Source organism: Sphingobium sp. MI1205 (genome assembly GCF_001563285.1).
Classification (GTDB): Bacteria; Pseudomonadota; Alphaproteobacteria; order Sphingomonadales; family Sphingomonadaceae; genus Sphingobium.
In genome coordinates, this window is sequence record NZ_CP005189.1 from 240,286 (window position 1) to 254,153 (window position 13,868).

General features: G+C 61.9%; 14 protein-coding genes. 7 read left to right on the forward strand and 7 right to left on the reverse strand.

Annotated elements, in window-relative coordinates; all coding sequences use genetic code 11:
* Positions 1-29: 29 nt before the first annotated feature.
* A complete protein-coding gene (locus K663_RS17645) occupies positions 30-845 on the forward strand; it encodes an enoyl-CoA hydratase/isomerase family protein (protein ID WP_062121372.1) in 816 nt (271 codons plus the stop codon).
* Positions 846-1,265: 420 nt separating this feature from the next.
* Entirely contained in the window at positions 1,266-1,487 is a 222-nt protein-coding gene (locus tag K663_RS17650; RefSeq protein ID WP_062121373.1) for a hypothetical protein, read from the forward strand.
* Between the two features lie 222 nt (positions 1,488-1,709).
* Here K663_RS17650 and K663_RS17655 read toward each other — a convergent pair whose 3' ends face one another.
* From K663_RS17655 to K663_RS24415, 3 genes are read right to left on the reverse strand one after another with little or no spacing between them, the layout of a single operon-like run.
* Entirely contained in the window at positions 1,710-2,327 is a 618-nt protein-coding gene (locus K663_RS17655) for a CoxG family protein (RefSeq protein ID WP_062121374.1), read from the reverse strand.
* Between the two features lies 1 nt (position 2,328).
* Positions 2,329-3,954: an FAD-dependent oxidoreductase gene (locus tag K663_RS17660; RefSeq protein WP_063619083.1), complete on the reverse strand. Its 1,626-nt coding sequence runs from the start codon at positions 3,952-3,954 to the stop codon at positions 2,329-2,331.
* Positions 3,955-4,014: 60 nt separating this feature from the next.
* Positions 4,015-4,551, reverse strand: coding sequence for a MarR family winged helix-turn-helix transcriptional regulator (locus tag K663_RS24415; RefSeq protein ID WP_158511215.1), 537 nt, complete (start codon positions 4,549-4,551; stop codon positions 4,015-4,017).
* A 192-nt stretch (positions 4,552-4,743) separates the two neighbouring features.
* On the opposite strand from K663_RS24415, the gene K663_RS17670 reads away from it, so the two are divergent.
* Positions 4,744-6,075: an aromatic ring-hydroxylating oxygenase subunit alpha gene (locus tag K663_RS17670; RefSeq protein ID WP_063619103.1), complete on the forward strand. Its 1,332-nt coding sequence runs from the start codon at positions 4,744-4,746 to the stop codon at positions 6,073-6,075.
* A complete protein-coding gene (locus K663_RS17675) occupies positions 6,075-6,944 on the forward strand; it encodes an SDR family oxidoreductase (protein WP_062121378.1) in 870 nt (289 codons plus the stop codon). Before K663_RS17670 ends, K663_RS17675 begins: the two co-directional genes overlap by 1 nt.
* Positions 6,945-6,999: 55 nt before the next feature.
* On the opposite strand, the gene K663_RS17680 is transcribed toward K663_RS17675, so the two are convergent.
* Complete coding sequence (locus tag K663_RS17680) at positions 7,000-7,764, reverse strand: hypothetical protein (RefSeq protein WP_062121379.1); 765 nt, start codon at positions 7,762-7,764, stop codon at positions 7,000-7,002.
* A gap of 67 nt (positions 7,765-7,831) precedes the next feature.
* A complete protein-coding gene (locus tag K663_RS17685; protein WP_062121380.1) occupies positions 7,832-8,512 on the reverse strand; it encodes a glutathione S-transferase N-terminal domain-containing protein in 681 nt (226 codons plus the stop codon).
* Between the two features lie 286 nt (positions 8,513-8,798).
* Between K663_RS17685 and K663_RS17690 the strand changes: the two genes are divergently transcribed.
* Positions 8,799-9,572: an SDR family NAD(P)-dependent oxidoreductase gene (locus K663_RS17690; RefSeq protein WP_062121381.1), complete on the forward strand. Its 774-nt coding sequence runs from the start codon at positions 8,799-8,801 to the stop codon at positions 9,570-9,572.
* Between the two features lie 86 nt (positions 9,573-9,658).
* Here the strand turns inward: K663_RS17690 and K663_RS17695 are convergent, their stop codons facing one another.
* Positions 9,659-10,912, reverse strand: coding sequence for a cytochrome P450 (locus K663_RS17695; RefSeq protein ID WP_062121382.1), 1,254 nt, complete (start codon positions 10,910-10,912; stop codon positions 9,659-9,661).
* Between the two features lie 185 nt (positions 10,913-11,097).
* Here K663_RS17695 and K663_RS17700 point away from each other — a divergent pair, with 185 nt between their 5' ends.
* Positions 11,098-11,964, forward strand: coding sequence for an SDR family NAD(P)-dependent oxidoreductase (locus tag K663_RS17700; RefSeq protein WP_062121383.1), 867 nt, complete (start codon positions 11,098-11,100; stop codon positions 11,962-11,964).
* A complete protein-coding gene (locus tag K663_RS17705; RefSeq protein WP_062121384.1) occupies positions 11,961-12,569 on the forward strand; it encodes a nuclear transport factor 2 family protein in 609 nt (202 codons plus the stop codon). The genes K663_RS17700 and K663_RS17705 overlap by 4 nt, the downstream gene beginning before the upstream one ends.
* A gap of 70 nt (positions 12,570-12,639) precedes the next feature.
* On the opposite strand, the gene K663_RS17710 is transcribed toward K663_RS17705, so the two are convergent.
* Positions 12,640-13,857, reverse strand: coding sequence for a hypothetical protein (locus K663_RS17710; RefSeq protein ID WP_201026715.1), 1,218 nt, complete (start codon positions 13,855-13,857; stop codon positions 12,640-12,642).
* Positions 13,858-13,868: the final 11 nt, after the last annotated feature.

The following is a 13,868-nucleotide window of genomic DNA, read 5'->3' on the forward strand; positions in this document are numbered from 1 at the left end:
GGGGGCGGCCGGACATGAGGAATTGCAACATGATCCAATCGGCGGAAGATGAAAGCTATCTTGTCGAGTTGATCGATGGCGTCCTGCGCCTGTCGTTCAACCGGCCTCAGTTCGGCAATGCCATACCCAAGACTTCGGTCCCGCACCTGATCGAGCTGTTCCACGCCGCGCAGGCCGATGCGTCGGTGCGCTGCATCCTGGTGCGCGGTGAAGGCAAGGTCTTTTCCGCCGGTGGCGATATTGCCGGTTTTGCGCAGTCGCTTGAGCAGGATGTCGAGACACGCCAGGCCGACTTCGCTCGCCGCCTGCCGTTGGCGCGCAAGCTGGTGGAAGCCATCGCCGCCTTTGACGGACCGATCGTCACTTCGGTTCGCGGTGCAGCCGCTGGTGCCGGCCTCTTCTACCCGTTGGTGGCCGATTATGCGATCGGGGACGAAAGCGCTGCCTTCGTGTTCGCGCATCAACGCGTAGCTCTGTCTCCGGACGGCGGCGTGACTGCGGTACTGCCGCAGGTCGTCGGCACCCGCATGGCCCGCATGTTGCTGATGACCGCTGCCAAGGTGGATGCGGAAGAGGCCCTGCGCCTTGGCATCCTCCACCGGATCGTCGCTGCCGACGCGTTGGAGGACGAGGCAATGAAGATGGCCCGTCGTCTCGCCCGTGCGCCGCAGCTCGCAATCAAAACCGCGAAAAAGCTGGTGAACGACGCCCCGCAACAGACGCTGGGCGATATTCTGGATTCAGAGACCGCCGGCATTGTCGCGTGCGTGGGCGATCCCGATTTCGCCGAAGGGGTGCGGGCGTTCCTGGAAAAGCGGCCGACATCCTTCCCCTCAGCGCAGTGACTCTGGCGTCGCCCATTTGAAATGATGAGGCACGCCCCGAAAGGGCGTGCTCCCGGGACGGTGGGCCCGCAAGCTGAGCGAGGGCAGGCATATGGCTGTCGAGGCCGCAACGGGCAGTCGATGACACTGCACCGATGTGCTCCACAACCTGCTCTCGCAGATCAATCTCGCATGGCAAAACAGTCCGTCTGATGAGCTTGAGTAGAGTTGAGCACCTACATCTTTCGCTCATGACCGGTTTCCAAAGCTTGCCATTGCTAACGGCGAATGGCCGCCATATTGACCGGCTGAGCGGATTAGACTTGGCGAACCAAAACAGCAAGTTTGGAGGGATTGAGGGCGGCGAGACGCGGGCATCGCAGCGGCAACGCACGCGTTTCCACAGTTCCGGATCTCAAAACGCTGGACGCAGCAGCCGCTATGGATGTTGTCGATCGGTTCGATCTTCCCACCCTTCTGGCCGCGAGCGAGGCTATGACCCTGGAGGGCAAGGGTGCGCTCGTCACCTATTCGCGAAAGATCTTCATTCCGCTGACGCAGCTTTGCCGCGACGTCTGCCATTATTGCACCTTCGCGGTCCCGCGGTCCCGTCGTCCCGCGCAGCCAGCCTCTATCTGTCCCGCACCGACCTTCTCGCCCTAGCCCGCGCCGGCGCGGCGGCGGGATGCCGCGAGGCGCTGTTCACGCTCGGCGATAGGCCGGAACTGCGGTACAGCGCCGCACGGGCAGATCGCATCGGCGATTGGATTCGGAAAATTCAGGCAGGACATCACGCCTGATCTCTGTATTTTGGATCTGGCCTTCAGAGCGGACTGAACTTGCGGAATGCTTCGCGCGATCACGAGGCGGCGCGGCTAATGGCCCCTATCGTGGGATGGCTGGCGCCGCCCCGCGATCAGGCATCCCCTGATTGAGCGCCAGTACGATCTTTGTCGCCGTGTCTTCGGCCACCGCTGCAAGGATAGGCGGCAGCAGCAGGTTCATGACGGGGCCTGAACCGCCGCTGGCGTTGATCTCCAAGCGGCAACTCAGCATCGCGCCTTGGCTGACAGCCGCATGACCTGCCGCGGCTTGGCCATGCTCCAACCGCCGTCCCGTGAGGCGGGACAGCAGCCAGCGCAGCCATGTCGCCCGCCATCGCGCCCATCGGTTCTGGCTTGGTGACGTTTCGGCCGCCCCTTCGCCAGACATGATCCCGGCAATCCGGAAAGCACCCTCGCCGGCGAAGGGCTCATCAATGCCTTGAAGCGTGAAGGCGACATGGCTGGGCTCGACCCATTCGGTGATGGTCACATCAAAATCAGCCGTGCGCGAAAGCCCGGCCAACTCCCCCCTGACCGTCCATCGCGAATGACGATCATCGATCGTCTGATGCCGTTGATACCCTGCGAGCAACGGCGCCCATTGATCCATATCGCTGATGAACGCCCAGGCATCGGCAGGGGACGCGGCAGTCAGCCGCTCTATCTCAACTACGGGCATATCAGAACCGATTGCTGCCGGCAGCGGCGGAGCGCCCGGCGATGTGGCCGAATGTCAGCGCCGGGCCGATCGTGCCGCCGGCGCCCGGATAGGACATGCCGGTGAAGCTGGCCATCGCATTGCCTGCCGCATAGAGGCCGGGCACGATCCCACCACGACTGGACAGCACCTCGGCCCGGCTGTTGACGCGAGGGCCGCCGCGCGTCCCGATCGTGCCGATACGCAGTTCGCACGCGAAAAACGGCGCCTTGTCGAGCGGACCAAGCGTTTGGAACGCGCCCTCCAGTTCCCGGTCGCCATAATAGCGGTCATAGGCGCTCTCGCCGCGATGGAAGTCCGGGTCCACGCCCTTGGCCGCGTTGGCGTTGAAGCGAGCGACGGTGTCCTCCAGCCCATCCGGGTCGACGCCGATTGCCTGGGCAAGGTCCCGGATAGTTTCCCCTGTCGCCAGCCAGCGCGGGATGGGATCGCCGGGCATGCGGGTCATGAAAGTATATTTATCCAGATAGTCCCGGTGCACGATCACCCAGGCCCGCGCATTGGGGAAACCGAAGCTGGTGGGATCGAACGCCCGCATCGCCAGGCAGACGTCGTGATAGCTCAGGGCTTCGTTGACGAAGCGCTTGCCCTGCGCGTTGACGATGATGGAGCCGGGGCTGTGCCGTTCCGCCGATGTCAGGCGGTTGAGTTGATGCCCCTCATAATCCTCGCCGGGGATGCGCACCGAGGCATGATACCAGGCCTCGCACATGTTGCCGAGTTCGGCGCCGGCTTCTATCGCCATCAACAGGCCATCGCCTTCATTGAAGGGCGGACTGAGCGGAGCGGCCTCCGGCCCGTAGATGAAGTCCTTGACCAGATTTGCATTCCATTCAAAGCCGCCCGATGCGATCACGACCCCCCGCCGCGCGCCGATCCGGACAGACCTGCCATTTTCTTCGGCATGGAGCCCGGTGACGACGCCGTCCTCAATCACCAGCCGCTGCGCGCGCACGCCGCGCCGCATGGCAATGCCCTTGTCCCTGGCCGCCTTGATCAGCCCGGCCATCAGCGCGTGGCCGGTTCCTACCAAATCTTTCGCCATGCGATCCGCGATCATCGCGGGATCGAGCAGATTGGTCTTGCCGTCCGCGACATCGGCGAGCGAAACCGGGATCGGGAAATGCGGACTCATCCGCAGCGCCGGACGCAATTCGCCCAGCTCGCCTGCAGGAAACAGGCGGGCTGTCAGCGAACGGCCGATCTTGCCGCCTTCCAGTTCCGGATGATAGTCCGGAATGGTGAGCGCGACGAATTCCAGTTCCGTTTCCGCCTCCAGAAAGCGGATCACGTCAGGAGCGGCATCGACATAGGTTTCGCACAGCGCCTCGTCCATCTTGCCCAACGACAAGCGCCGCAGATAGGCGAGCGCTTCCTCGCGGCTGTCGCTCGCCCCGACCTCGTGCATATGCGCATTGTTCGGAATCCAGGGCAGGCCGCCCGAAACCGCGCTGGTGCCGCCGAGCTTGTCGGAGCGTTCCAAAATCAGCACGTCGGCACCCTGATTCCGGGCGCTGAGCGCCGCCGACAGGCCCGCCGATCCCGATCCGATGACGACGACGTCCGCCGTCATGTCCCAACTGTCCATCGCTCTTCCTCTCTTGTTCTTGCCCCGGCTTTGTGCCTTGTGGAGTCGTGAAAATAGCGGTCAGGCCTCCGTCCCGGTCCGCGCCGTTGCCCGCGCGCGGTGGAGGGCGCCTTCATCCTCGGCCTCGCGGCTGAAATGCCCGATCAATGTTTCCAGATCACCGACGAAGCGGCGCTCTCCCGCCACGCCGAGAACGGTCCGGATTTCACGGATCAGCGCCATCGACGCATCATTCAGCGGCGGTACGATGGCGCGGCCGCGCGGCGTCAGGCGGATTTCGACCCAGCGCCGGTCGGCTGCGGCGCGGTCCCGAGTGATCAGCCCGTCCCGCTCCAGCCGGGTGAGTGTCTGGCCGATCGCCGCCGGGCCGAGACTCAATTGCTGTGACAGCGCCTTGGACGTGAGCGGTTCCGTGCGGCTCAGTTCGTAAAGAATATAGGTGCCGGCCGGGCTTACCTCGCAGGCGGCGGTGCGATTGGCATAGATCGCCGCCTGCAGACGAGCGGCGAGCGTCAGAAGATAGGGCGCGCTGGATTTGATGAGATCGACCGGCACGGGGCCTACCCCATCGCTTGCCCGGCTGCTGTCTGCGGTCATGTCCGGTCCTGCGCCTTTCCTTCGGCAAGCGAGAGCATTGCCGATCACCGGTCGATAATCCACGCCGGGACCGAGGTACAGCAAAATATTATAGTAGCATAATATCTTCATCTTGCTAATCTCGCCTCCAACGGAGCAAGGCGACCCAACGCCACCCGCATGATGGTCGTCAGTCCGGCCAAGGAGAGGCGCATGGATATTTCCGCAGTCATGAACGGGGCCGACGCGACCAATGTGCGCGGCGATCCCATGAACGGTGAACGCTATTGGTCGCCCGCCTTCGCCCAAGCCGAATGGGACCATATGTGGAAGAAGGTCTGGCACATCGCCGGCCGCGAAAATGAGGTTCCCGAACCCGGCGATTATCTGGTCCACGACTTCATGCACGAGTCTGTGATCATCGTCCGCCAGGACGACGGCGCCCTGCGAGGATTCTACAACAGCTGCGGCCATCGCGGGCAGCGGCTTGCCTGGGAAAGCAGCTCCTCCGACGGTTTCACCTGCCCCTATCATGGCTGGCTGTGGGGCAAGGACGGCGTTCTTGCCGACCTGCCCGATCCCGACGACTTTCCACAGGGCAATCCTTGTGGCCGGCTTTCCCTGCGTGAAGTGCGCGTTGCCAGCTGGGGCGGGTTCGTCTGGTACGCGATGAGCGCCGCCGCGCCCTCCTTCGAGGCGTTTCTCGGCCCCGTATTCCACCAATATGACAATTTCCCGCTCGACACGATGATCCGGGTCTTCCAGATCAAAATCGATCTCGACACCAATTGGAAATTCGCGACCGAAAATTTCTCGGAAAGCTATCACACCCGCACCGCCCATCCGCAGGTGTCCGCCTTCTGCGATCAGGATCATTGGAACGCGCGGCTTGAGATGTTCCGCGAAGGCCATGGCCGAACCATCCAGCCCTTCCGCCCATCGCTGCGCGACAATCCCTATGGGGCTGGTCCGCATCCGTTCGAGGAGGTGTTGCGCAACTGGGGCCTCGACCCGGCCGATTACCCCGACTTTGAAACCATGGTGGTGCGTGGTTGGCACGACCTTGCCGCCGCCAAGCGCCGGTTGGGGCCTGGACGGGGACGCAACTGGTATGCGCGGCTCAGCGACCGGGAACTGACCGAGAGCATCCACTCGACCATCTTTCCGAATGTGACGCTGACCTTCGGGCCGGATGAAATCTTCTTCCAGCGCACCGAGCCGCACCCCGACGATCCGGGCAAATGCACGTTCGACCTGTGGTGCATGGTCTTTCCGGTGGAGGGGCAGGATCTCACCGAAACGCCCATGGTCGGTTCGGAACGATTGCCGATCCGCGAGGCGCCCCCGATCCACCGCCCCTTCGATCGCGGGCGCGGCGTGCCCGAATTGCATGGCGGCGTCGTGATCCAGGACCTGATGCTCGCAGAGGGGCAGCAGCGCGGCTTGCGCTCGCAGGGTTACACCGACGCCTATCTTGCCGGGCAGGAGACGCGGGTGCGTTTCTTCAACGAAGTGTTGAACGACTATCTGGAGGGGCGTCGCTGATGAAGCTGCTGGTGATGGCGGCGGCCGGTAATCAGGGCCGCATACTCCTGCCGCGCTTGCGGGAAGCCGGAATCGAAGTACGCGCCGTGCGCGCGCGATCGGATTGCGAGGACGAGTTGAAAAAGCTCGGCGCCAACGAAGTGATGGTGGGCGATGCTTGCGACCGGGCGTTCCTGCGCGAAGCGGTCGCCGGGGTCGACGCCGTCTATTATATCACCCCCACCGCCCATCCGCAGGAGCGCGAGATGGGTTGGGCGATGATCGACGCCGTGCGTGAGAGCGGCATCGGCCATCTCATCTACAGTTCCGTGCTTCATCCGATCGCCAGCCCCATGTTGCAGCACAAAGCCAAGCGGGACATCGAGGAGCGATTGCTGGAAGCCAATATCGCCTTCACCGTGTTGCAGCCCGCCGACTACATGATGCCAAACGTCATCGGCGAAGCGATCCGCAGCCGCGTCTGGCGTCAGCTCTATGACCTGGACCGCGTGCAGGCGATGGTGGCGCTGGAGGATGTTGCCGAGGTCGTCGTCAAGGTCGCGCGGGAGCATGAGGCGCATTTTGGCGCGACCTATCAGCTTTGCGCACCGGGTAATTTTTCCGGCAACGACATCGCCGCCGCGATTGCGCGCGTGACGGGATTGGACATCGGCGCGGAAATCATCACCCCGGATGATTATTTCCGGGCCTTTTACGGCATGGGGGATGGCGACGCCTACCGTTATCCCAAGGCGATGATCCGATCGGTTGCCATGTGGTACGGCCAATATGATTTCGTCGGCAACCCGAACGTCCTGACCTGGCTGCTCGGCCGGCCGCCCACGACGCTGGATCAGTTCATCGGAAAGATCTGGCGAGATCGGGGCTGATGGCGAGGTAGATCAGGACCGAAAGCGAAACATCGATCCTGATCCCGGCTTCCGTTCAGAACCACATGGGCAGGGAAAAATGGCGTCTGAGGATGCGTTCCCGGTGCGCGATGAGAACGTCGGGCACCGGCTGGCCGATCAATTGGACGCAGCCTGCCCCCCAATCCCTATAATATTGCGGCATCGGGCAGTCCGCCTCGTCCATCGCAACAACCAGGTTGGAAAAACAGGTCCAGTAGATGTCCGCCGCGCTGAGAGCGTCACCGACCAGATAATCGCTTCCCCTGGCCTGCTGCTTCTCAGCCCGGCGGGCTAGCATGTCGAGGATCTGGCCTGCTCGCGACGCCGCATGATCGAGCGGGGCGCCACTTGAAAATTTTCGGCGCATATGCTCGATCGGCACGCCCGCATTGGTCTGTTCCATGATGTGCAGCATCAACAGCCGCGCCGACCAGCCGAATCCATCCTCGCCGCACAGTTCATGGGCGATGCCGAACATGGCCACGCGCTCCTCCTCGTCCAGCGGCACCAGTCGGGGCTCGGGCTGCATACGCTCGGCCAGCATCAGTATCTCCGACCAGTGAGACCGGGGACGTTCGTCATCCAGCACGGCGCAGGGTGCCGAATTCTGCCCCGTCCAGGCCTGCAGTTCCGCATTGGGCTGGCCGCCGTTCTGGATAACGGGCTGGAAGTCTATCCCCTTGATGTTGAAAAAGGCCTTCGCGGCTTCGCCCCATGGGCCGGGCACGCCTTGCGTCAAAGCAATGCGAAGGCCTGCCATCGGCACCGCCTGCTCGACGGTGATATAGTCGCGACGCATATGTCCTCTCCTTGATTTTGTCGTTGCTATTCTTCGATCGACTTCGCGCCCGAACAACGAAATAGCTTCAATCCTTGATGTTGAAGAGGATGCGCCGCGTTTCGTCGTCGGGAGTGATCGGCAGTGGCGCTTGAAAGTCCGGCAGGGCTCGTCCGAACGCCGGCCTTGCCTCCATGGCCGCGAACCAGCGATTGACATGGGGATAGTCCGTCAGTTCGATGCCATGATGGGCACGAAAAAGGGTCCAGGGCCAGCAGGCGATGTCGGCGATGGAAAAAGCATCCGCGATCCACTCACGCCCCTCCAGACGCCGGTCCAGCACGCCATACAGACGGGCGGCCTCATCCGAATAGCGGCGCACGCCATAGGGATTGGGCTCGGGCGCATAGTTGCGGAAATGGCCCGCCTGCCCCAGCATGGGCCCCTGCCCCGCCATCTGCCACATCAGCCAGGCCAGCACCGTGCTGCGTGGTCGTGGCTCGGTCGGCAGCAGCGCGCCGCCCTTTTCCGCGAGATAGATGAGGATCGCGCCCGATTCAAAGAGCGACAGCGGCGGGCCGCCGTCAGCCGGATCATGATCGACGATCGCGGGGATCTTGTTGTTGGGACTGATCGCCAGGAATTCGGGGCTGAACTGTTCGCCACTCATAATGTCGAGCGGCTTGCGCTCATACGCCATGCCCAATTCCTGCAAGATCAGCAGGACTTTTATGACGTTTGGCGATTCCGGGCCATAAACATCGATCATTCCACATCCTCGCTTTTTGTTCGCCGGCGTATTTACGGCATGGGCTAACAACACACAATCGGATGTCCTCTTCCGAGCGACAATGCGCCGAGCTGAACACCAACCAAACGCGCAGAGGCGACGTGATATGGCGTCTCCGACACGATGTCGGCCGGAGCTATAGCGCGCAGCCATCTGTGTCTCGCACAGAAATAATGGATGCCTGACCGGAATCCTTAAAGAATTTCCGATTGCCCACGCCCGCCGCTCGCTGAAAATGCCCGCGATAATCAGGATAGGAGAATGTATGGGCAGATTGGAAGGCAAGGTCGCGATAATCACCGGCGCGGCGCGGGGCATGGGGGCGGAAACCGCGCGGCAGTTCGCCGCACAAGGCGCGCGCGTCTGCGTCACCGATGTGCTCGACACGACTCCTGTGGCTGAGGAGATCGGCACCGCCGCAATGGCGATGAACCATGACGTCACTGACGAAAGCCGCTGGCAGGCGGTGACAGCTGAAGTCGCGCGGCGCTTCGGTCAAATCGACATTTTGGTGAATAATGCCGGCATCGTCTTTTGGGGCGGCTCGATACTGGAGATCGAGAAAGCCGATTTCGACCGGCTATACAATGTCAATCTGCTGGGCGCATGGCTGGGTATCAAGCATGTCGCGCCATCCATGATCCGCAGCGGCGGCGGATCGATCGTCAACATCTGCTCCATTTCCGGCATGACCGGACTCAACGGTATCGCCCCCTATGCTGCGAGCAAATGGGCACTGCGCGGCCTTTCAAAAACGGCAGCCATGGAACTGGGACCGAAGAAGATACGGGTGAACGCGGTCTTTCCCGGCACCATCAATACCGAAATGGGCAACGTCGCCAAGGAATCGACCGAAGCGCTCAACGCCCGGCAGAAAGGACTGCCCATTGCTCGTATCGGGGAGCCGATCGACATCGCCCAGGCAAGCCTGTTCCTTGCCAGTGATGAATCGGCCTACATGACCGGGGCGGAGATCGTCGTGGACGGCGGCCTGACGACCGGCTTCTACAGCAGCGCCCTGCCCGGCGGTATCGAATGATTTAGGGGGTGGCCGACGCATCGATCGATGCGTCGGCCTTTTCTTCCAACAGAGGCAGTACGATCCCGCTGCGGGATTATACCGGTCTAGGCGATCTTATCGAACCGCAGCTTCAGCTTTTCTGCACCCCATTGCATATAGTGACGCCGCATCTGCACGGCGCCTTCCTCGTCGGAAAGGCGGAAGTTGCGCATACGGCGCAACATCGTTTCAAAGGCGATCCGCATTTCCGCGCGTGCAAGCTGGTTGCCGATGCAGAGATGCGCTCCCGTGCCAAAGGCCAGATGCTGGCGCGCATTCGGGCGGTCCACGATGAACTCGTCGGGATGATCGAATTTGTCCGGATCGCGGTTGGCCGCAGCCCATTGAAGCTGGATGATGCCGCCTTCCGGGATGACGACGCCGTCGATTTCCACTTCCTGCAGCGCCCGGCGCCAGAGCGCCTGGACCGGCGCATCAAAACGCATCAACTCCTCTATGAAATTGGTGATCAGTGCAGGGTCCTCGCGCAGCCGCTGCTCCAGCCCCGGCTGTTCGATGATGCGCAACATGCCGGTGGGAATCAGCAGTGTGATCGAGTCGTGGCCGCCGACATAGAGGGGCTGGAGGAACCAAGCCAGTTCCTGATCAGTCAGCCGCCGCCCGTCGACCTCGAAGGTGCGGGCGTGATGCATGAACGATCCGTCTTCGGCCGCCGCCGAAACATTGGCGCGCTCGACCATGTAATTGAGCAATTCGATGACCTTGCGGTTCATCGCTATCTCATTTTCTTCGTCGAAGGTCGGTTCGGTAAGAGCGTTGGATGCGTTGGTCCAATCCTTGAGCTTCTCCTGATCTTCGCGAGGCAGACCAAGAAAATCGCCAGCGATGATCGCCGGGAACACACCTGCCAGGTCGCGCGCCACGTCGATCTCGCCCGTGTCGATGACCCGGTCGATGGCCTCGTCAACCAGCATCTGAATATAGGTTTCCATCTGCGCCACGCGCTGGGCAGTAAAGAGCCGGTCCACGAGTGATCGGAACATGCGGTGTGAAGGCGGGTCATTTGTGACCAGCGTGTGCATCTGCGGCCAGGCGTCCTTCGCGTACATCGCGTCGATCTGCTTCTGCAACGGCGTGTCACGCTGGACCAGAATGCCCGTCTTGTTGGAAAAGCGCTTGGTGTCTGCGGCGATCTTTCGCACTTCGGCATAATCGGTAACGACATAATAGCCGTTGCCGGGATCCTGGTAGACCTTCCGTCCGTCCGCATGCATCCGCGTATAGGTCTGATAGGGACAGCCCTGCTGCATCACGCTGGTGAAGTCGATCGGATCGATCGGCTCTGCCGTGCTGGTCATTCTCATCTCCTGGTACATTGTTCGGCCTTCGCCGTGTGCCACCATCATGCCGAAGAGGTCCTCAAGCCGCAAAACCCCCGATCGGGACTATTTGACGAAGTTCTGGAACATTCCATCATTCCCCCCTGCTCCCTGCCACGAATTGCTTATGACTATGGGCGACAAGTCAAAACGGGGAGAGAGGCATGGTCGCGCCAGAGGCGTTCAAACTCACCGGACGCAAGGCCTTGGTAACGGGCGGCGGGACAGGGTTGGGCTATGCCATGGCCCAAGCGCTGGCGGCGGCGGGTGCTACGGTCATGATCGCCGGGCGCCGGATCGGGATGCTGGTGGATGCCACAGAGCAGTTGCGCGCAGCAGTGCCTGGCGCCACGCTGTTGCATGAAGCCGTGGACCTGTACGACATGGACGATGTCCTACGCTTTGCCGAAGTCGCCGTCGGTCGACTGGAAGGCGTCGACATTTTCGTCGGCAACGCCGGAGCGGTTCACGCCCAGGGCTTTGGCGCCATGACGCCGAAGGAAGTCGACCGCACGCTCCAGCTCAATCTTTCGGCGAACATCGCGCTCAGTCAGAGCTTCGCCCGGCATATGATGGCCCAGCGGTGGGGTCGCATCCTGTTCAGTTCCTCGACTGCCGCGCATCTTGCCGCCCCTTTGCAGGGCAATCTGGCCTATGCAGCGGCGAAGAGTGGCATCAACGGCTTCATGCGCGTCATTGCAGCGGAGCTCGGTCGTTTCGGCATTACGGTCAACAGCCTGATCCTGGGCGTGTTCTGGACGTCGATCCTGCGCGAAGCAGTCACCCAGCTGCGCGACGAGGAAAGTGACGATGCGGCGGAGGCGTTGATTGACGGCTTTGTCGACATGACCGCGCTCGGTCGCCTGGGCGAACCTGAAGACTTGCACGGCATTGTCCAGTTGCTGGCGAGCGATGCCGGCCGCTATATCACGGGCGCGAGCATTCCGGTGGACGGCGGCACCAGCATCATGATGCGGCCATGGTTGGGAACGCCGACTACCACCATTGAGCAAGAAGGGAGAACGGGATGACCGATAACCAGGCAGGCCTGCTGCGTGAACTGCTGGACCGGCAGGAAATACAGCATCTTTTAACACGCTACGCGCGCGCGATCGACAGGCTGGATATCGATCTACTCAAATCGCTATATCATCCCGAAGCCCGCGACGACCATGCTTCTTTCAAGGGGACGGCGCAGGAATTCGCAGACCATGTCATCGCCTTTCTGGGCGACGCCTTCGTCACGACCATGCATCATGTGACCCACAGCCACATCGGCGTGAACGGCGACGAAGCGGCAGCGGAATCCTATTATTACGCCTATCACCGGATGGAAGGCGACCACGCCAAGGTCGCCGGCTTCTTCGGCAAAACCTATGCCGACCGATGCCGCACGGACGGCACATTAGATGATGGCCATGAGTTCATCTGCGGCGGCCGCTATGTCGACCGACTGTCGCGACGCAACGGGGAATGGCGTATCTCCCACCGCGAGATCACCGTGGAATGGAAACATTTCCGCCCCGCCACGCACGGAGACCCAGATTCAGGCATAGAGGCCATCGTCGCGCCTGCCCGGCGCGACCGGGACGACATTGCTTACCGCTTCTTTGCGGAGGTGGGACCGCCCGCGTAGCGCATGAAGCGCGTCTCCCGCGGACACGGCAGGCGAGAATCGGCTCCAGTTCGTGCGGCGGGAACCGCATTTAGACGAATCCATAGGGCGCATACGGCCCATTAATGAACAATTCGACCTGCGACGAACCTGTGCTTACCGACCCGTCGGGCGCATAGGTGGTCACGCGCGCCAGATATTCGGGACCATGCACCATGTTACCGATCGACGTACCGGTGTTGAATCCCTCCGATGCGGCCGCGCCGCTGACGGCATAGGGTATGTATTCGAAGGGCTGCACCGAATAGTCGCCCTCGTCCCATTCGAGCGCCAGTTCTTCCGAACCATGATAGGTGAAGAATGTACCGCCATCCTTCCAGCTACCCGGAAAGGAACCCATGGGCTGCACGATCCAGGGGGGGGTCTCAATGTCGAACACCTGCCGCCAGTCCCGACCCTGCACGTCGGTAAGGTAGAAGGTCACCTTCTTGAGAATGCGAGTGCCGGGATTGAATTCCATCTCATGCCGCCCCGACACCAGTTCGATATCCTCTTCGCCCCAGCCCTTAAAGATGCGTCCGCCAAAGGGCGTGCCGAATACATCGTTCATTTTGCATTGCACGCCCTCGGCCGTTTCGTGAACATGATAGAAGCCGCTATAGGGCTCTGTGCGGAAGCAGGTCCAAAAGCGCATCGCGCGTTTCGGGCCCTCGTCCCTCCACGGCGGCGGCAGGATGGAAGGCGGCGGTGACAGCGGCGGCCGCGAGGTATATAGGCCCCAGCTATGGTCGCGGGCGCCCGACCAGATGTCTGGCGTTACCTTCCATTCGCGTTCACGTAGCTTGAGCCATCCGCTTGCCTTGCCCGGCTGTGAATAGCGGGTCTGATCTGTCGTGCGGCGGCCCCGATTGGTGGCGATATGATGGTCTTCCAGAAAGGCGGGCGAGGTGCCCTCCCACAAGATGTCGAAGCTCATGCCGCTGTCATTCTCCGCCAGTTCCAGGCGCAGACGCTTAAGCGGCTCGACGATCGTGACGCGGAACGGCCCGACCTCCAGCGCGAAGTTGCCCCGCCAGCAACGATTGAAGCGCAGCGTCGTCTGGATACCGCCGACGTTCAGGAGGACGCAGCCGCCGATCATGTCGGTATTCGGGTTCACCCGCAAATAGGTGCCAAGAAAAACTTTCTCGTCCGGGTTGAACACCGCAAACCAGTAACCCTCGTCCCAGGCATAGTCGGTGGAGGGGATGTAACTGAACGTGTAAGGTGCCTGATGCACAGGGAATTCGTCATAGGGGGTCAACATCACTCACCTACTTT